This window comes from Campylobacter sp. RM12654 (assembly GCF_020137585.1).
Classification (GTDB): Bacteria; Campylobacterota; Campylobacteria; order Campylobacterales; family Campylobacteraceae; genus Campylobacter_E.
This window is the reverse complement of record NZ_JACGAR010000029.1, coordinates 1-18,814: the sequence shown is the minus strand read 5'-3', so window position 1 is coordinate 18,814 and position 18,814 is coordinate 1. Positions and strand designations below refer to the sequence as shown.

The window sequence follows — 18,814 nt, the reverse complement described above, 5'->3', positions numbered from 1 at the left end:
AATGATTGTGGTGTTCGTGGGAGTGATTATGGTGTTCTTGTGAATGATTATGGGAGTGGTTATGGTGTGAGTGATTACAAGAATGATTGTTTGAATGTTGTTTTATTGGTTTATGAATTAAGTCTTGATAGGTGCAAGTCATTGTTTTTCCTTTAAATTTAGTTTAAACAAATAAATAACAAATGTAACATTTATTTCTTAATTTAAAATAAACTTAAAAAATATATTTGAATTAAAATTAAAATATTTTATAATTTTAGGAGCTAAAAAGCTCCTATTTTTAGCCGTTGAATTTAGTATTGTAATCAAGATAAACAACATGAGTTGCAAGGTATTCATAAAGTCCGTGCTTACCATCAGCACCACCTATGCCACTCTTTCTAAATCCTGCGTGAAAGCCTTGCATAGCTTCAAAATTCTCACGATTGATATAAGTTTCGCCAAACTTAATCTCACGGCAAGCTCTCATAGCTGTGTTTAGATTTTCTGTATAAATACTACTTGTAAGCCCGTATTCACAATCATTTGCCATATCAATTGCTTCATCTAGTGTATCAAAACTTGTAACTGGTAAAATCGGCGCAAAGATTTCTTTTTGCATGATATCGCTTTTGTGGTCTGCATTACTTAAAAGTGTTGCAGGATAGAAATATCCACTAGTATCAGTTATCTTGCCACCAACTTCTAATTTTGCACCTTGCTCAAGTGCGCGTTTTAGCATTGCATCAGCATTTTTAACACCTGCTTCATTTACAAGTGGCCCCATATCAAAATTACCTTTTGCAGTATTTCCGAATGTAATTTTGCTAAATTCATCAGCCATTTTATTAATAAACTCATCATATCTTGATTTATGCACATAAACACGCTCAGCACAATTGCAAACTTGTCCGTTATTACAAATTCTACTTGCTTTAATTGCAGGAATTACTAAATCCATATTTGCATCTTTGCATACTATTGCAGGTGCTTTTCCACCAAGCTCAAGATTTACTTTTATAACATTTTTTGCGGCTGCTTGCATAACTCTAACTCCAGCTTCTACGCTACCTGTTACACTTACCATTCCAATTAGTGGGTTTGAGCTTAGCTCATCTCCAACCTCACTTCCTTTTCCGCTAACAAGTGAGAAAACTCCTTTAGGAACTCCAGCTTCGTGAGCTAATTTTGCAAACTCAAATGCGTTGTTTGGAGTTTCGCTACTTGGTTTAATTACTATTGTATTTCCTGTTACAAATGCAGGTGCAAGTTTTCTAACTATTAAGAAAAACGGGAAATTCCAAGGTAAAATTCCTGTCGTAACACCAATTGCAGTTCTAAATAAAAAGATATTTTCATTTGCTCTATCGCTTTGAATAATTTCGCCTTCATAAGTTCTTGCAAATCCTGCCATATAATCTAAATAATCAGCCGCAAAATCAATCTCAACTTCAGCTAAACCTCTAACCTTGCCTTGCTCTTCTTGTAAAATATCAGCTAGCTTTACTCTATCTCTACGAATTAATTGTGCGATTTTTTTAAGGTAATTTGCGCGTTCAATAGCTGGAAGTGCTTCCCAGTTTTTACCCGCTCTTTTTGCAGCTTCAAGCGCTCTTTTAGCATCATCTCTTGTGCCTAGTGGATACTCACTAACTTGCTCTTTTGTAGCAGGATTATAAACAGGTGCCATTTCTCTTTTTTCAGCAACAAACTCACCATCAATATACATTTGATAACTCTTCATAACTTCTCCTTTTTTAAATGATTTTGAAATATCTTATCAAGGAATATTAATTATTTTTGTATATTCAAAAAAAATTATAATTTTTTTACGAGAATGTGAAAAAAAGTAACACTTTAGTATTTTTAAAAAAAAGAATTTGAAATAAGCATTTCAAATTCTATAAAAGTTATTTTCTATAACCCATTGTAAATATTTCATTTGAGCTATCATCTAAAAGATTTAAATATCTTTCATAATGCTTTAAAATATCTACTATTATTTCTTTTTCATTTAAATATTTTATATCATAACCTAGTCTATCATCGCCAAAAAATGTTATAGGTCTATATTCAAATTCCTTTGATAAATTAGGCAAATTCTCATCATCTAATAAGGTTTTATTTACTTCGTGTTTTTCTATTTTTACCCCATAAATAAAATCTTTTGATAAGTCTTTTTTAATCACTAAACTAATTTTATTTTTTTCTTCTTTTATTAGTGCTTTTAATCCACGCTCGCTTAATTTATCGCAAATCTTTTGCATAGCAGGTTTTACAAGCTCATTTAAAAACTCTTGCATATCTTTTATTTGAGATTGTTTTAAAATCAAATCAAGCCTTTGTTCCCAAAAATCCCCACTCCAATAAACACTAGCCTTACTAACTCTTGTATTAAAATACCTACTATCAACTATTAAGCCTTTAAGTAGTGATGCACACATAATTACAAGCATTAAAGCAAACGGAAGTGCAACTATCATAGTAACGCTTAAAATAGTATCAAGACCACCAGAATATGATAAAGATATTGCAATAGCAATTAAACTAATGCCCCATAAAATGCTTTGCCATTTATAAGGTTTTTCTTTACCACCACTTGCTAAAGAATTTAAAACAAATATCCCACTATCAGCGGAAGTTATAAAAAATAAAACTAAAACTACTAGAGCTAAAATAGTGCTAATTTGTGAAAATGGTAAAAGATTTAAAAACTCAAATAATAATTTTTCAGAACTTTGAGAAAAATTACTTAAAATTTCATTATATTTTAAAGCAGAATTTCCAAATACACTAAACCATAAAACATTAAAAGAAGTAGGAACAATCAAAACTCCAAATATAAATTCTCTAATAGTTCTACCACGAGAAATCTTTGCTATAAAAAAGCCAACAAAAGGCGCCCAACTAAGCCACCAAGCCCAATAAAAAATAGTCCAAGAATTAAACCAGCTAATATAATCTTTATTATATGTATAGGTTTTAAAACTAAACTCAACTATATTTGAAAAATATAACCCTAAATTAGAACTAAAATCAGATAATAGCTCAACCAAATCACCACTAACTAATACAAAAATCATTAGTAAAAATGCTAAAAGCAAATTAATCTCGCTTAATATTTTAAGCCCTTTATTAACTCCACTAATAGCTGAAATAGTAGATAAACTAACAACTATTAATATAATAATAGCTTGTTCGCTAAATGAAATATCACTAAGCCAAGCAATATTAACAAGTCCTGCATTTAAAGAACTTGCAGAATATCCAAGTGTTGTGCTAATTCCAAAAACGGTTACAATTAATGCCAAAATATCAATAACATTGCCCCAAAATCCGTAAATTTTATCTTTTAAAAAAGGATAAAAAGCACTTCTTAAAGTTAAAGGCATTTTATAACGAAAACCAAAATAAGCCATAGCTAAAGCACAAACCCCATAAATAGCCCAAGGATGAATTCCCCAGTGAAATAGAGTATGAATTAAAGCTTCTTTATCATCTATATTTAATGATTTTTTATGAATTATAGGCTCAGCCACACCAAAATACATAAGCCCAACACCCATTCCAGTAGCAAACAACATAGAAAGCCAAGAAAAAAAGCTAAAACTAGGCTCATCATCATCTTTACCTAATTTTATATCTCCAAATTTAGATAAAGCTAATAAGACCATAAATCCTACAAAAAAACTAACACTAAGTATAAAAAACCAAGAAAAATTAGTAAAAACTGAAGTTTTAATATTATTCAAAATACTACTTGTAAATTCTGGTAAAAATATACTTAGTAAAACTAAAATTACAATAAATACTATGCTTGGAACAAACACAGCGGGTAAAAAACTCGTTTTTATCTTCATATTTTCTCCTTGCGTTTTCAGTCTAACAAGGCTTAGTTAATGAGATTTGCAAGATTTAGATGATAATTACATAATTTGTCTATATAAAAGAAAAATTAGCCATTAACCTAAAAAATTTTTTATATCAATTTCTTCAAAAAAAATTATATAATTTTTAATAAATTTTTTATAAATATATATGTAATAATCATAAAAGATAATAATAAAAAATAAAAATTATAATATGCAAATACACTTAAAAAATCTAAAATTAAAATATTATAAGATTTTAAAAAAGATTGATATATCAGCATATTTAGAATTAAAATAGCTAATATAAATAACTTAATAAGTAAAGATTTTTGACTTGTATTAGTGTTTATATTAGTATTAAGATTTGCAAAAATCATTATAAATAAAAACAACAATAAAAATATAAAATTAAACCCTAAAAATAAAACTTCACTTTTTAATAAATAATAATTTATAAAAGGATAAGATAAAAATAAAATCAATAAAATATTTTTATATACTTTCTTAACCCTATAAACCAAGCTAATGCCTAGAATATAAAGAAAAATAAATACAAAAGATATATTTAAAATTTGAAAAACATATTCAAATAATATATAAAAAAACAAAAAATATACCTAGTAAAGCTAGGAATTTAAAATAAAGTTTTTTAGATAAATCTATATGAAAATTCAATAAAAATATATTTAGCAAAATCTCTTTAATTTCTTTCATTTTCAATAATCTTTTGTATATTATCTAGCTTATTTATAAAATAATCAAGCTCATTTTTATCTTTAAAAACACTTAGAATTTTATCTAACATAATATTGTCTATTTTGGTGCAAATTAGTGCTAATTCTTTGGCTTTTTTTGTAGGACTTAAAATAAAGGCTCTTTTATCATTTTGATTAGTTTTTCTAATAACTAAGTCTTTTAAAACAAGCTTATCAACTATTGCTTTTATTGTGTTTTGGTCTTTTTGGGTAAGTTCTGAAAGCTCTTTTTGTGAGATTTTTGGGCTTTTGCATAAAGCATTTAATACTATCCATTGTTCAGGTGTAATGTCTAAGTCTAAAAATAATTTATGTAAATACTGATAAATAATCCTAGCAGTCGCACAGATTTTAATACCTATATTCATATTATCTCCTTACAACTGCTATTTTAACTATTAATTGTTATTTAATTTTGCTTTTATATGTCCTTTATATTCTTTATACCAAGCATCTATGCCTTCTTTTCCTATGATATATGGATGAGTTTTGAAATTATTATTATAAATATTTTCTAATTTTTCATATCCATTATCCTGAAACAAATGCGATTCTAGCTTTGCTACTACATTGTTTTTATCAAGCTCTTTTTTAAACTCATCTAAAGATTTATTATAAGCAATTTGTAGATTTTTATCTTTTGAAATTCCATTTCCACCCCATAAAAATACATTAAATTTCTTACCATTAAACGAGCTTTCAAAGATAATTGAAGTAGTTCCTATGGTATGCCCTGGGGTTAAGAAAGTTTTGATTTCTTTATTACCGAGCTTTATTATTTCTTTATCTTTTAGTAAATGATTAATCGTTGGCTTAGGGTATTTTGGGTCATTTGGGCCTTCGTTGTATGAATACATAAAATCCTTATCAATAGCACTCATCATAACTTTTGCATTATATTTATCTTGAAAATACTTAGCCCCACCATAATGATCGCCATGTCCATGAGTAATTAAGACAATTTTTACATCTTTTGGGTCTAAATTATAAGCTTTTAACCCATTTTCAATCACTTTTGCATCATCATTATCCCACATAGCATCAATTAAAATTATGCCTTCGCTAGTTGTTATTGCGTATGCTACAACGCTTTTTGTCCCAAGACAATAAACATCATCAAAAACCTTAGTAGGCTTTAGCGGAGTATGGTCGTGTAATAATTGTAAAAGCTCCTTAGGAGGCGTGTCATCATTAGCTAATAAATTAGCACCTAAAATACTAAATGCACAAAATAAAATCGTTGCAAATCTTTTCATACTAGACCTTTCTTTAAAAATTAATATGTATGCGTATTAAATTTACACCATAAAAATTAATAACAAACTTAAAACCTATTAATTATTTCTATTTCGCTTTGTTTAAAGTCTAGCGTTTGGGCTTTATTATTTAAATTAAGCTCTATATAAACAACATCACTTAAGCTAGATAAAATCAATACATCTTTTAATACATAATTTCCATCGCTTAATTTACAGATATTTTTCTCTCCTTTTTTAATATCACAATCATTAATATCTAGCTTTTTATAATTTATAAAATAACTCATATATAAACTATTTTTACTAACCACAATATCAGTTCTAAACCCACCAATATTGGCTAATTTAACAACTTTAATATCAAGACTAAAAAAATACCAAATAGAGCAAATTATCCAAATAATTTTTATAATCAAACTAAATCTTTTAAAAAAATATGCAAAAAAACATAAAGTAATAAATATAGCCATCATAACATTTAAGCAATGATTTATCGTTGGAAAAGTTACATTTTCGTTTTGATATATTTGAACTAAACTTAAAAATACTAATTCAATTATGATAATTACTATAATTACAAATAATAAAAATACTCTTTCATACAAAAAATTAAGAATTTTAAAGCCAAATTTATTTGACTTTTTTCTTTTACAAGCTAAAAGCACAACAAATTCAATCATAACATAAGGAATAATCCCTATAAAAATAGAATAAACAAAACACACATATCCAAATGTAAGTAATAAATTAAAATCAAATCTAGGCAAATACCCAACTTCAAATAAATAATATTTTGTATAAGCTATTACAGAAACAAAAGTTATTAAAACTAAAGAAAATCTCATAATTTTTACAAATATATTGGCGAGTTTTAATAATTTAAAATAATTAAAATAAAGCCTTTTAAACTCTCTTTTGTAATTTAACATTAATCTTTTAGTATTCCTAGCAAAACAAATTCTAAATTTCTTTAAAAATTTATCAGACATTTTTACTCCTTTTTTTAAATTTAGCAAAAATATCTTTTACTTTTTAAAAAATTCAATAAATTTTTTAATATTTTTATATAATAAAAAAAATTATAAGGACAAAATATGAACTCAAGCTTATTTTTAATGGGAAGAATAAAAGAACTATCAAATGAATTGATTTTAAAAGAACTTAGCAAAAGAGTAGAATTTGATTTATCCTTTTCTCACGCTGATATTTTAAATATATTATTTGATGAAAAAGAATATTGTATGGTTCAAATAGCACAAAAAATACATAGAAGCAAGGCTACAATTAGCTCTTTAATAGACAAATTAGAACAAAATGGATATATCACAAAAAGCCAAAGTAGTAACGATAGTAGAATGTATTTAATAAAAGCAACTCAAAAAACTTTAGATTTAAAACCAATATTTGAAGAAGTATCAAATATAGTTTTTGAAAAATTACTTAAAAACTTTTCAAAAGCAGAAGAGTTATTTTTAGAAGAATTGTTAAAAAAAATGCTAAATAACATAAAAAATTAAAATATATTTAACTTTTTATGCAAAAATAGTTCGTTATCAAACTAAAAAGGAGTTAAAATGAGTAATGGATTTAGCGTAAAAAGTCTAGGAGAATTTAAAAATATTCAAAGAATTGATTTAAAAGAAGCTTTAGGATTTACATCTTGTGAAATAAGTATTAACACAATGGAAGCAAATACTAATGTGCCTTTTGTTCATCATCATAAAGAAAACGAAGAAGTTTATATTATCTTAGATGGTAACGGGGAAATAAAGTTAGATAATGAACTAATTTTAATTAAAACAGGAGATATAATTAGAGTTGCACCTAGTGTAAAAAGACAGATTTTTGCAAAAACTAAACTAAATTATATCTGTATTCAAGCAAAAGAAAATTCTCTAACCCAATACACTTTTAGTGATGGTGTAGTAGAGTAATTTAACTTAGGAGCAATCCTAAGTTAAGCAAATATATTAATCAAATAAGTATTCAAACATTTAAAAACTCTGTTATGAATACTTTCTTCGCCATCATTTCTTCCAATCCACATAAAACTCTCCTTAAATATCTTATACTTTAAATTGTTTTAATTAAATAAACAAGAAATACTTAAAAATTGAGTTTAATATGTGTAATTTGGTAATAAAATTAGGAAATAAATTCCTAATTTTGTAAAGATTTATAAATCACATCTAAAACGCTGCCATCACGATATTCTACAACGCCTACTACCTCATCGCCAAATTTAATACTAGCTGGTTTGCCTGTGATTTTTTCTGCCATTTCTTTTAGTTCTTCAATAGTATATAATTTAATACCTGCTTTTGTGAAATTCTCTATTAAATCAGTTCTTTTAGGATTTACTGCAATTCCGTAATCAGTGCAAACCACATCAACATTTGCTCCTGGAGTGCAAATCGTGCTTACATTATCAACTACGATTGGAATTCTAGCACGAATTAATGGTGCTAAAATCATTGCAATTTTTGCACCTTCAGCAGTATCTTGGTGTCCGCCTATTGCTTGATTAATAACACCTGTTGAAGTAGTAATTACATTTACATTGAAATTCGTATCAATCTCAAGCGCTCCTAACATTACAAAATCTAATTGATTTACCGCTGGAGTAACTAGATTTGGATTTGCATAAAAAGATGCTGATATTTCATAATGTTTTGGGTTTTTTGCAAGTGAGCTAACAGCATCTAAATCAAAACTTTGAGTATCAAAAAGCGCATCCATCAAACCATTTTCATGCAAATCAACTAAAGCAGCAGTGATACCACCAACACCTAAACTAGCAGTGATATTATGCTTAATCATCTCTTCTTTTAAAAGCTTAGTTACTGCTAAAGAAGCACCAGCAGCTCCTGTTTGGAAACTAAAGCCATTTTTAAATAAACCTGATGCTAAGATACATTTTAAAGCATTTTCAGCTATTAAAATATCTCTTGGATTATCATTAAAACGAATTGCACCTGATACTATACCTTTTGGATCGCCAATACTCTCAATCTCACAAACAAAATCCACCATAGTTTGGTCAATACTAGCAGGAAGATTTATTCCATCTACTAAATTATCAGTAATTGCAATAACTTTATTAGCATACATAGCATCAACCTTAGCATAGCCTAAACTACCACACGCAGATTTGCCTGTATAACCATTAAGATTACCAAATTTATCACAACTTGGAGCACCAATAAATGCTACATCAATTTTAAGCGAACCATCCTCAATAGCTCTAGCACGACCACCATGACTTCTAATAATTACAGGAGTTTTTAATCCACCATTACTAATAAAAGAACCCAATGGCTCTCTTAGACCACTTGTTTGAAGACTTGTTACAACACCATTTTTAATATGCTCAATTAAAGGTTTATGGCAAGTTGAAAGAGAGCTTGCTGCTACACAAAGATTTTTAATACCTAGCTTGCTTATTTCTTCTAAAACTAGATTTAAAATATAATCTCCACTTCTAAAATGGTGATGAAAACTTATTGTCATACCATCTTTTAAGCCTGATTTTATAATAGCGTCTTTTATACTTGAGACTAATTTATCTTCTTTTTTGCCAACTCTAATAGCTGCACCGATTTTACGCTCTTTTGGTTGTTTTAATTCTCCACTATATACAACTACATCTTTATAATTAGCAATTTTATTAGGTATTTTTCTATTAACTGCATTTACTTTATACATAATCATTCTCCTTTATAAAGACCACTAGCTTTAGCTAATTCAAGCACTCTTAAAGCTCTAATAATAATTGGACCATCTACCATTTTGCCATCAACTGCAATTACACCTATGCTATTTTTTTCAGCTTCTTTAGCTGCATTTACTACTTTTAAAGCATCTATTATTTCTTTTTCTTTTGGAGTATAAATATCATGAACTATTTTGATTTGACTTGGATGAACTACTGATTTGCCATCAAAACCTAAGTCTTTTATAAATTGCACTTCTTCAGCAAATGCAACTTTATCTTTTATATTTGAAAAAACGGTGTCAAAACAATATAAATTATTGCTTCTTGCTGCGTGAATTATCTGCTCTCTTGCATAATAAAGCTCCATTGCGTGTTTGCTTCTAGTTGTTTTTAAATTCGTTACATAATCTTCAGCTCCAAGAGCAATCCCCATTAATCTATCACTTGCCTTTGCAATCTCACAAGCATTAATAACCCCAGTAGCACTCTCAATTGCTGCTAGAATTAAAGTTTTTTTAGGACGATTTAATTTATGCTCAACTTCGCTTATTAATTCATCTACTTCTTTAACTTCGTTTGCATTATCAGTCTTTGGAAGTCTTATAACATCAACTCCAGCACTAACCATAGCTATTACATCATCTCTTCCGTAAGGAGAATTTAAAGCATTTATTCTTACAACAACTTCAGTTGAACCATAATTAATCTTTTTAAGAGTTTCATAAGTTAGCATTCTAGCCGCATCTTTTGCTGAAATACTTACTGCATCTTCTAAGTCAATCATAATAGAATCACTTCCATAAATATGTGCGTCTATTAATTTTGCAGGTGCATTTCCGGGCAAGAACATCATACTTCTTCTAAGTCTATCTTTATTTAGCATAATTCACTCTCCCAATCATAATCTTTTAAACTAGCTCTAAAAATAGCAGTTTTAAGTCTTGCACGAATTACTAAATCAAGCGCTCCTTTATCTTCTATTTTTATTGTTACATTTTTAATATCATATTCATCTAATACTTCATTAACGCTAGCTAATATTTGTTCTCCAAATTGTTTATAAACACTAGAATTTAATTCAATTTTCCTTCCCACATTAGCAGGACTTACACTAATTAAAACATCGCCTGATTCTAATGAACCAGCACTTGCAATAGTTGTAATCATCAAATCTCCTAATTAATTAAATTTTTTAAGTTTTCTTTTATTATTACAAAGATAACTTAATTTTTAGTTATTAAATTGTTTTTTAAATACTCATAAGTTGAATTAGCACAAAGGGATTTTAACTCCTTATTATTTAAATAATCCTTATCATTTAAAATAATTTTTCTAATCCTACTTGCACTTATTACTTTTTTATTTATTCTAGCTCTACTGATTTCATAGAATTTGATTTTAAATTCTTTTAAAATTTCTTTTGCTTTTTGGTTGTAATCTTTTGTTATTTTATCTTTTGGTTCTGTCCCAAAAAATCTCATATTTATCCCTAAAATAGGTGCTATTTTTGTAGCAAATAATGTAATATCAAGCCTTGAATAAATCTCATTAACATTAGCATTATCCTTTAAAAAATATGTAGGAAAAGTAGCTTTTGAAATAATATAATTTTTACTTTCGTGAATTATTATGTTTTTATAATCTTTTAATTCATTTCTTACAATCTCAAGCCTTGCTTTTGTATTAAACATACTTAAATCTTCGCTTAAAATAAATATATGCAAGATTTCGCAGTGTTTTAAGGCTTTTTGAATTAAATATAAATGCCCTTTACTCATAGGATTTAAATTCATTACAATTGAGCCAATTTTTTTTGCTTTTTTATAATGTTTAGCTAGTTCAAATTTATAATTTTCATAATTTAATTTTGTATTTTCAAATAACGCAACATCTTTTGTAAGACATAATAAATAAAGCCCTAAACTCTCAAATACTTTTACATTACAAGGCTTTGTAAATATAAAATATTCATTTATATTTAATTCTCTTAATTTATCTGCAATTTGAGTTAGTAAAGTAGCACTAAAATTATTACCTTGTAAAGATTTATCAATTGCTATACATTTTACAATATTACCGCTTATACAAGCACTTGCTTTAATCTCTTCATTTTCTTCATAAACTAAAGCATATTCTATATCTTCATCGCATTTTAAATCAAATCTTTTTAAAAATAATTCTAATTTTTCTCTTTCATAAGCTAATAATAAATATCTAAACATTAAAACCTAGCTTCGTGTTCTAATTGATTTTTGCAAATATCTTCTATTGAATACTCTAATTCATATTTTAATAAATTACAAGACTTAATTTTATCGCAATGGTCATTTTTTAAAGCTATTGTTATATCTATTTCTTTTTTGCTTAACTTTTCTACTAATTTAATTAGATTTTCTACACTTATACTTTCTTTGCTAGCTATTGTAGTGCATATATTTTCTTTGGTTGTATAAAGCTCGCTAGCTACTTTTAAATTAATATTAACAATATCATCAATATGTGCGAAATGATAATTCTCATCATAGTTAAAATCACGACCTAATTCAGACTTACCGCAAGCAATTCTTGTGATATTTTTAATAATTGAATAATGTTCAAATTCTCCTAAAAATATCTTAGAATAATATCCTGCAATATTGCAATATCTTAAAATTGCATAAGAAAAATCAGAATTGCTTCTAGCATAATCTTGTATCATATTTTCAGCTAAGATTTTTGTCTTAACATAAGCATCACAGGTATTTTCCAATCCTACATTAGCAAATATACTTGATGGATATATTAAAGTCTTAACTTTAAATTTTTTCATAGCTTTTAATAATTTAAAAAGATTTATGATATTGTTTTCATAAAAAGTTAGATTATCTTTTTTACTAAAATTCTCATTGCTAGTTGCTGCAAAATGAAATACCATATCAATTTTAAATCTTGACATTACATCTTCTAAAGCTTCGCTATTTGAAATATCAACTTCATAAAAATCAACTTCATAATATTTTTTTATATTTTTTATAGCTTTTTTGTTTTTACCGCTTAAATTATCAATTCCAATTACCTTATGCCCAGCTTCTAAAAATCCAGATGCAGTGGCTGAGCCAATATATCCTGCAACACCTGTTATTAAAACTACCACTTTACTTCCTTAACTTAATTTTTGTTTTAAAATCTCATAAGCTTCATTAATCTCATGAAATTTCTCTATCCCTGCTCTTAGCTCGCTTTCGCTAAGATTTTTTGTGTTTAACACATCAGGATGATATTTTTTCGCAAGTCTTCTATATGCTGCTTTTACTTCAACTAAACTAGCATTAGGACTTAATTCTAAAACCTCATAAGGGTCTTTTTTAATTTTATTATTATTTTGTTTGTTATTGTTGCCAAAATTTATAAATTGTGCAAATTCTTGTGTAACGCCAAAAATCTCTGCAATTTCTTTTAACGCAAAAATCTTTTTTTCACTAAAACCATCAATACTCGCACAATAAAGCAAACTTTGCATAATATTAAGCTTTTCATTTTTGCTTAAAATAAAATTATTTTTAAGCTCTTGTGCCACTATCCTATAATTTTCTGGATTTTCTTTAGCTTCTTTAAAAACCTTTTTTAATCTCTCACGCTCAACTAAATTATAAGAATTATTATCTAGTATTAATTTTATAAATTCGGCTTCTTTAGGCGAAATTACTCCATCAAGTTTAGCTATTTTTGCAATAAGTGCGACTAGGTATTCAGCATATCCGCCTTTCATTTTAGTAAATTGATTATTTAAAATATTTCCTTTAAAAAATAAAGGTAATAAAATTGCTCCAATAAGCCCTAAAATAGCCGTTAAAATAGTCCCTAATATTATCGCAAAAAATGATATTATGGTTCTAATAATACCCTTACCTGTAATAAATCCTATAATTGCTAAAATTATTATTAATAATAAAAATATATTCAATTTTCTTCCTTTATAACACTTAAAATCTTTTGGAAATTATCGTTTTTCCTTTGTAATAATCAAATTTTTATTTTTTATCATAGCCTTCAATGTAAGCTAAAACTTTTTTGTAATTTTCCTTGCGAATACCATTTGCTATAGCAAATAATTCTATAACATATATAATGGTTAATAAAAATCCCAAAAATAAAAAACAAAGAAAAGCAATAAGTCCGTCACTACGATGGAAAAATAAACTATAAATTTTTTCTACAACTTTAATCTCAGTCATCGCCATTAATAAAATAATTGTAAAAGAAAAAAATAATAAAAACTTTATAAATGCTAAAATAAAATCACCCTTATAAATCCTATCAATACCACAAATTCCTATCGTAGCCGCTAGCATAAAACCTAAATTTGGGTCTTTTAAACAAATATTCTTAGACAAATTCTTATCTTTTATAGTTTCTAAATCCTGCGTTCTTAGTCTATCTTGAAGATAAGATATTTGTTCTTCAGTCATTTTTTGCCTTTAAAAATTCACTATTAATCATTATCCTTAAGTGCAATTAATACACCTTCTATCATTTTTTTAATATCACCATCAAGTATCGCATCAACTTGGCTAAATGCTTCATTACTTCTAGCGTCTTTTACTTGCTGATAAGGAGCTAAAACATACGAGCGAATTTGATGCCCGAAACTATTTTCGCCAACTCCCCCTGTATCTTTTCCATCGTTTAATTTCTCCATTTCAAGTTCATATAATCTTGAACGAAGCATTTTATAAGCTGTGGCTTTGTTTTTATGCTGACTTCTATCGTTTTGGCATTGCACTACAATTCCTGTTGGAATATGAGTAATTCTTACTGCACTTTCTGTTTTATTTACATGCTGACCACCTGCACCACTTGCTCTATAATAATCAATTCTTATATCTTTTTCTTCAATTTCAATTTCTATATCATCATCAATTTCAGGTGCAACAATTACACTACAAAAACTAGTATGGCGTCTAGCATTGCTATCAAATGGGCTAATTCTTACAAGTCTATGAACCCCGTGTTCAGCCTTAAAATACCCATAAGCATTAAGCCCACGAGCAACAAAGCTAACATCTTTTATCCCTGCTTCATCGCCTTCTTGATAATCTAGTGTTTCAACTTTAAAGCCTTCTCTTTCACAAAATCTCAAATACATTCTATAAACAATACTCGCCCAATCATTACTCTCCGTTCCACCTGCTCCTGGGTGAATATTAATAATTGCGTTTTTAGTATCGTTTTCTCCACTTAAAAGCATTGATATTTCAAGACTTTTAATAGTTTCTTCTAAATTAGGACTATCTATAAATAAAGCTTCTAAAGTCTCATAATCATTTTCTTTTACCGCAAGTTCAAACAACTCGCTAGTGCCTACTAATTCACTATTTGCAATTTCATATTTTGATACTAATTGATTTAATTTAGTTTTTTCTTTACCAAGCTCGGCCGCTCTTTTTGCATCAGCCCATAATGCTGGGTCTTCTTGCTCTTTTTCTATTTCTTTTATTCTTTCTTTTGCCTCGTTTGGTTTGATTATTTTTTCTATATTGTCAAGTTTTATTTGTAATTCTTTTAATAATTCACTAAATTCATAATTATCCAAATTTTGCTCCGTAGTTGTATTTTAAAGGCAAATCTTAGCTAAAATTTATTAAGATAATAGCTTTTTTAAAAGGAATTTAAATGAAATTATTTTTACAAAGTTTAGGCTGTAATAAAAACTTAGTTGATAGTGAAATTATGCTAGGTCGCTTAAAAGAATATGAAATTACTAATGAAGCAAGTGAAGCTGATGTATTGATAGTAAATACTTGTGGCTTTATAAAAAGTGCAAAAATTGAAAGTATTAATGCTATTTTAGAACTACACGAAATTAGAAAAAAAGGCTCAATTTTAGTAGTAACTGGCTGCTTAATGCAAAGATATAAAGATGAATTGGTTAAAGAATTACCCGAAGTTGATTTATTTGCAGGAGTTAGCGAGTATGCAAAAATTGATGAATTAATAGCAAGTCGTGAAAGTAGATTTAGAGATTTTGTATATTTACAAGACGCAAATACTCAAAGAGTAATAACAGGCTCAAATACTCACGCTTATATAAAAATCGCTGAAGGTTGCAATCAAACCTGTAGCTTTTGTGCTATTCCTACATTTAAAGGCAAGTTAAAATCTCGCCCAATAGATGATGTAGTAACTGAAGTTAAAGGCTTAGTTGCTAGGGGATTTTATGATTTTTCATTCATTGCTCAAGATACAAGCTCTTATTTAAAAGACTTAAAAATTAGCGATGGTTTAGAGAATTTAATTTCAGAAATTGAAAAAATTGAAGGCATAAAGGCTGCTAGAATTTTATACCTATACCCAAGCTCAATTAAGCCTAGTGTAATTACTAAAATAATTAATTCAAAAGTATTTGTGAATTATTTTGATATGCCACTTCAACACTCAAGCGATAAATTATTAAAAATTATGAAGCGTGGCTATGATAAGGCTAAGGCTATTAGCTTTTTAGAGCAAATGAGAGCAGCTCCTAATAGCTTTTTAAGAACTGGTTTTATCGTAGGACACCCAGGAGAAAGTGAAGAAGATTTTGAAGATTTATGCGAGTTTATTAAAGAATTTGATTTTGATAGAATTAGCGTGTTTGCATATTCAAAAGAAGAAGATACCGCCGCTTACTCAATGCAACAAATCAATGCAAATACTATTAAAAGTAGGCTAAAAAAGATTGAAAAAATCGTAGATGCTAAAATCAATGCAAGTTTTGAAAAAATGCTAAATCAAGAAATAATAGCAAGTTGTTTAGGAGAATCTAGCGAAGGCGAGTTTTTTATAGGTGCTAAGCCGCTTTTATTTGATAGAGATATAGATGGAGAAATCTTAATAAATGAAAGTGAGATAGGAGAGCTAAAAGTGGGTGATTTAATAGTTTGTAAAATTACTCAAGTGCATGAAAAAACCCTAATAGCAACTGCAATTAGACGCTATGAGAATTGAATATTTAGAAGAGCTAAAAGGTAAAAAAAACCTTTTAGCATTTTCACACGGGACTGATAGCACGGCACTTTTTTATGCACTTTTAGAACTTTGTGAGTTTGATTTATGCCTTGTGAATTATCAGACTAGAATTAATTCAAATAACGAAGAGCAAAGCGCTATAAAATTAGCAAAAGCTCATAATAAAAAAATCTTTACTAAAAAAGTAAATCTTGATAATAATAATTTTGAAAGTAATGCTAGAAAATATAGATATGACTTTTTTGATGAATTAATGCAAGATTATGATAATTTAATAGTAGCTCATAATTTAAATGATAGGTTTGAGTGGTTTTTAATGCAAATTACAAAAGGTGCGGGATTATGCAATCTATTGGGTTTTAACGGGATTGATACAAGGAAAAATTATAAAATAATTCGCCCATTAATTAATACTAGCAAAGATGAAATTATGCTGTATTTAAATGAGAATAGTTATAAATATTTTCAAGATGAAAGTAATTTTAATACCAAATATAAAAGAAACGAAATTAGATTAAATTATGCAAATGATTTTGTAAAACACTACGCAAATGGCATAAGAAATACTTTAAAATATTTAGAATTTGATAAGAGTAAAATATGTAAAGATAGCTTGGTTTATAAAGGAATTTATTTTTGTAAAGATGAAAATTCTTTAGATAAAGCTATTAAAAAACTAGGTTTTGTAAGCTCATCAAAGCAAAAATTAGAGCTAAAAAACCAGCTAAATAAAAACAACGAAGCCGAGCTTTATTTTAGGACTGATTGTGTTTGTGTTTGCTTTTATAAAGGATTTTTTATGGTTTTTTTAAAGGCTATTACAAAGCTTAGTAAGGAGCAAAAAGACGCTTATAGACTAGCAAAAGTGCCAAAAAATCTTAGATTTTTCCTAGCGTTAAATAATATAAAGCTAAATGAATTAATAAATCTTACAAAAAACCTAAAATCAACTCATAATAATTATTGATATTTGATTTTAGGAATTTTTTTATGTAAAGATTAAATATTTAAGATAATGATTTAATACTTAATTTGCTTATTTTATAGTAATTTTTAATAAAACCAATAACTACAATTTTAATCATTTTTAAAATATAAATAAAAAATATTTAATTTACTTCAAGCGAATTTGTTGTTTTATAGTAACTCTTCTTTATTTTTAAATTATATTTTTTTCATAAAATCTCCTTTAATTTTGCTAAAGCTATATCAAATGTATTAGCTCTTTTTCTGTCATAACAAACACTATTTTTACATTTAGGGCATTTAGATGGTGGTAAATCATTTGCACTTAGGCAATCGCTTTTATGAATTATCACCACTGAATACCCACAATCTTTACAAATAAACTTACTTGGCTTTGGTGCTATTGGCATTTTGCTATTTTAAAAAATGTAAAAATTCTGTTTCAATTTCTACTTGTTGTGCTATACCTATACTACTGTATTCTTTATTATTATTTCTCTTACAATATTCTGTGTAAAACGTAGGTAATTGTTCTAATTTTTTACAACCATCAAAAATATTAATCATAGAATCAACTTTATAGATAGTAAATTTTAAAATTTGATTAAAGTTTTTACAATTATAAAACATAGAACTCATATTTTTAACTTTTAAAGTTTTAAAATTTAAAGCTTGATTAAAATCTTCGCAATCATAGAACATACAAGCCATATCAGTTACATTTGAAGTATTGAAATTTAAAGGCTGATTAAATTTCTTGCAAGTTCTAAACATATTACGCATACTAAGAGTATTTGAAGTATCAAAGTCTAATGGTTGATTAAAATTCTTACAATCAGAAAACATATAACCCATATCTATAACTTTTTCGGTGTTGAAATTTAAAGGCTGATTAAACTGAAAACATCTGTTAAATAAACTATTCATATTAGTTACATTTGAAGTATCAAAATTTAGTGGTTGATTAAAGTTTTCACATCCTGCTAACATAGAAAACATATTAGTTACATTTGAAGTATCAAAATTTAGTGGTTGATTAAATTTTTTGCAATTATTAAACATAAAACTCATATCTTTCACATTTGTAGTATTAAAATTCACAACTTGATTAAATTTAATACAACCACTAAATAAACTACTCATATTTGCTATATTTGAAGTATCAAAGTTTAAAGTTTTATTAAAGTTTTCACAATCAAAAAACATATAACTAATATCTGTAACTTTTGAAATATCAAAGTATAAAGCCTGATTAAATTTCTTGCAACCGCCAAACATACC

At 27.2% G+C, this 18,814-nt stretch carries 19 protein-coding genes; 4 read left to right on the top strand and 15 right to left on the bottom strand.

The genetic code is table 11. The features are described from left to right. Positions 1-280: 280 nt before the first annotated feature. From aldA to AVBRAN12654_RS08400, 5 genes are all read right to left on the bottom strand, one after another. Entirely contained in the window at positions 281-1,723 is a 1,443-nt protein-coding gene (gene aldA, locus AVBRAN12654_RS08420; RefSeq protein WP_336614291.1) for an aldehyde dehydrogenase, read from the bottom strand. A gap of 166 nt (positions 1,724-1,889) precedes the next feature. Further along, positions 1,890-3,839 (bottom strand): BCCT family transporter, encoded by a 1,950-nt coding sequence (locus tag AVBRAN12654_RS08415; RefSeq protein ID WP_336614290.1) that lies wholly within the window; start codon positions 3,837-3,839, stop codon positions 1,890-1,892. 712 nt (positions 3,840-4,551) lie between these two features. Beyond that, a complete protein-coding gene (locus tag AVBRAN12654_RS08410; protein WP_336614289.1) occupies positions 4,552-4,974 on the bottom strand; it encodes a MarR family winged helix-turn-helix transcriptional regulator in 423 nt (140 codons plus the stop codon). A gap of 30 nt (positions 4,975-5,004) precedes the next feature. Continuing rightward, positions 5,005-5,862: a metallo-beta-lactamase gene (gene bla / locus AVBRAN12654_RS08405; RefSeq protein ID WP_336614288.1), complete on the bottom strand. Its 858-nt coding sequence runs from the start codon at positions 5,860-5,862 to the stop codon at positions 5,005-5,007. 68 nt (positions 5,863-5,930) lie between these two features. Further along, a complete protein-coding gene (locus tag AVBRAN12654_RS08400; RefSeq protein ID WP_336614287.1) occupies positions 5,931-6,854 on the bottom strand; it encodes a hypothetical protein in 924 nt (307 codons plus the stop codon). 105 nt (positions 6,855-6,959) lie between these two features. Here AVBRAN12654_RS08400 and AVBRAN12654_RS08395 point away from each other — a divergent pair, with 105 nt between their 5' ends. Beyond that, a complete protein-coding gene (locus AVBRAN12654_RS08395) occupies positions 6,960-7,382 on the top strand; it encodes a MarR family transcriptional regulator (RefSeq protein ID WP_336614286.1) in 423 nt (140 codons plus the stop codon). A gap of 57 nt (positions 7,383-7,439) precedes the next feature. After that, positions 7,440-7,799, top strand: coding sequence for a cupin domain-containing protein (locus AVBRAN12654_RS08390; protein ID WP_214119886.1), 360 nt, complete (start codon positions 7,440-7,442; stop codon positions 7,797-7,799). A gap of 226 nt (positions 7,800-8,025) precedes the next feature. Here the strand turns inward: AVBRAN12654_RS08390 and citF are convergent, their stop codons facing one another. The 8 genes from citF to prfB all read right to left on the bottom strand — a co-directional run bounded on the left by citF (position 8,026) and on the right by prfB (position 15,152). Then, a complete protein-coding gene (citF, locus tag AVBRAN12654_RS08385; protein WP_214118076.1) occupies positions 8,026-9,570 on the bottom strand; it encodes a citrate lyase subunit alpha in 1,545 nt (514 codons plus the stop codon). A 2-nt stretch (positions 9,571-9,572) separates the two neighbouring features. Further along, the gene (locus AVBRAN12654_RS08380; RefSeq protein ID WP_214118078.1) at positions 9,573-10,463 is read right to left on the bottom strand and encodes an aldolase/citrate lyase family protein; all 891 of its coding nucleotides are present in this window, start codon (positions 10,461-10,463) and stop codon (positions 9,573-9,575) included. Continuing rightward, positions 10,457-10,747, bottom strand: a complete 291-nt coding sequence (gene citD / locus AVBRAN12654_RS08375) for a citrate lyase acyl carrier protein (protein ID WP_239802947.1) — start codon at positions 10,745-10,747, stop codon at positions 10,457-10,459. The genes AVBRAN12654_RS08380 and citD overlap by 7 nt, the downstream gene beginning before the upstream one ends. 56 nt (positions 10,748-10,803) lie before the next feature. Then, on the bottom strand, positions 10,804-11,802 hold the full coding sequence (citC, locus tag AVBRAN12654_RS08370; RefSeq protein ID WP_336607441.1) for a [citrate (pro-3S)-lyase] ligase: 999 nt from the start codon (positions 11,800-11,802) through the stop codon (positions 10,804-10,806). Then, positions 11,802-12,713 carry an SDR family NAD(P)-dependent oxidoreductase gene (locus tag AVBRAN12654_RS08365; protein WP_214118083.1) on the bottom strand — a complete coding sequence of 304 codons (912 nt, stop codon included), beginning with the start codon at positions 12,711-12,713 and terminating at the stop codon, positions 11,802-11,804. Before AVBRAN12654_RS08365 ends, citC begins: the two co-directional genes overlap by 1 nt. A gap of 9 nt (positions 12,714-12,722) precedes the next feature. Next, a complete protein-coding gene (locus AVBRAN12654_RS08360) occupies positions 12,723-13,523 on the bottom strand; it encodes a DnaJ domain-containing protein (protein ID WP_275591982.1) in 801 nt (266 codons plus the stop codon). A gap of 67 nt (positions 13,524-13,590) precedes the next feature. After that, the gene (locus AVBRAN12654_RS08355) at positions 13,591-14,028 is read right to left on the bottom strand and encodes a TM2 domain-containing protein (RefSeq protein WP_214118085.1); all 438 of its coding nucleotides are present in this window, start codon (positions 14,026-14,028) and stop codon (positions 13,591-13,593) included. 23 nt (positions 14,029-14,051) lie between these two features. Beyond that, a complete protein-coding gene (gene prfB / locus AVBRAN12654_RS08350; RefSeq protein ID WP_214118087.1) occupies positions 14,052-15,152 on the bottom strand; it encodes a peptide chain release factor 2 in 1,101 nt (366 codons plus the stop codon). A gap of 80 nt (positions 15,153-15,232) precedes the next feature. Here prfB and rimO point away from each other — a divergent pair, with 80 nt between their 5' ends. Together rimO and tilS are read left to right on the top strand one after the other, a co-directional pair. After that, positions 15,233-16,546 (top strand): 30S ribosomal protein S12 methylthiotransferase RimO, encoded by a 1,314-nt coding sequence (rimO, locus tag AVBRAN12654_RS08345; RefSeq protein WP_336614285.1) that lies wholly within the window; start codon positions 15,233-15,235, stop codon positions 16,544-16,546. After that, complete coding sequence (tilS, locus tag AVBRAN12654_RS08340; protein ID WP_336614284.1) at positions 16,536-17,534, top strand: tRNA lysidine(34) synthetase TilS; 999 nt, start codon at positions 16,536-16,538, stop codon at positions 17,532-17,534. Before rimO ends, tilS begins: the two co-directional genes overlap by 11 nt. Before the next feature lie 208 nt (positions 17,535-17,742). Here the strand turns inward: tilS and AVBRAN12654_RS08335 are convergent, their stop codons facing one another. Both AVBRAN12654_RS08335 and AVBRAN12654_RS08330 read right to left on the bottom strand, forming a co-directional pair. Next, positions 17,743-17,943 (bottom strand): hypothetical protein, encoded by a 201-nt coding sequence (locus tag AVBRAN12654_RS08335; protein ID WP_336614283.1) that lies wholly within the window; start codon positions 17,941-17,943, stop codon positions 17,743-17,745. A gap of 4 nt (positions 17,944-17,947) precedes the next feature. Further along, a partial coding sequence (locus AVBRAN12654_RS08330; protein ID WP_336614282.1) for a BspA family leucine-rich repeat surface protein occupies positions 17,948-18,814 on the bottom strand: 867 nt, incomplete at its 5' end.

Excerpts from the sequence above, each read along its gene's own strand:
- AVBRAN12654_RS08355 (WP_214118085.1), bottom strand. The coding sequence starts at position 14,028 with ATGACTGAAGAACAAATATCTTATCTTCAAGATAGACTAAGAACGCAG.
- citD (WP_239802947.1), bottom strand. The coding sequence starts at position 10,747 with ATGATTACAACTATTGCAAGTGCTGGTTCATTAGAATCAGGCGATGTT.
- rimO (WP_336614285.1), top strand. The coding sequence starts at position 15,233 with ATGAAATTATTTTTACAAAGTTTAGGCTGTAATAAAAACTTAGTTGAT.
- AVBRAN12654_RS08390 (WP_214119886.1), top strand. The coding sequence starts at position 7,440 with ATGAGTAATGGATTTAGCGTAAAAAGTCTAGGAGAATTTAAAAATATT.
- aldA (WP_336614291.1), bottom strand. The coding sequence starts at position 1,723 with ATGAAGAGTTATCAAATGTATATTGATGGTGAGTTTGTTGCTGAAAAA.
- citF (WP_214118076.1), bottom strand. The coding sequence starts at position 9,570 with ATGTATAAAGTAAATGCAGTTAATAGAAAAATACCTAATAAAATTGCT.
- AVBRAN12654_RS08395 (WP_336614286.1), top strand. The coding sequence starts at position 6,960 with ATGAACTCAAGCTTATTTTTAATGGGAAGAATAAAAGAACTATCAAAT.
- AVBRAN12654_RS08335 (WP_336614283.1), bottom strand. The coding sequence starts at position 17,943 with ATGCCAATAGCACCAAAGCCAAGTAAGTTTATTTGTAAAGATTGTGGG.
- AVBRAN12654_RS08400 (WP_336614287.1), bottom strand. The coding sequence starts at position 6,854 with ATGTCTGATAAATTTTTAAAGAAATTTAGAATTTGTTTTGCTAGGAAT.
- AVBRAN12654_RS08380 (WP_214118078.1), bottom strand. The coding sequence starts at position 10,463 with ATGCTAAATAAAGATAGACTTAGAAGAAGTATGATGTTCTTGCCCGGA.
- AVBRAN12654_RS08415 (WP_336614290.1), bottom strand. The coding sequence starts at position 3,839 with ATGAAGATAAAAACGAGTTTTTTACCCGCTGTGTTTGTTCCAAGCATA.
- bla (WP_336614288.1), bottom strand. The coding sequence starts at position 5,862 with ATGAAAAGATTTGCAACGATTTTATTTTGTGCATTTAGTATTTTAGGT.
- tilS (WP_336614284.1), top strand. The coding sequence starts at position 16,536 with ATGAGAATTGAATATTTAGAAGAGCTAAAAGGTAAAAAAAACCTTTTA.
- AVBRAN12654_RS08410 (WP_336614289.1), bottom strand. The coding sequence starts at position 4,974 with ATGAATATAGGTATTAAAATCTGTGCGACTGCTAGGATTATTTATCAG.
- citC (WP_336607441.1), bottom strand. The coding sequence starts at position 11,802 with ATGTTTAGATATTTATTATTAGCTTATGAAAGAGAAAAATTAGAATTA.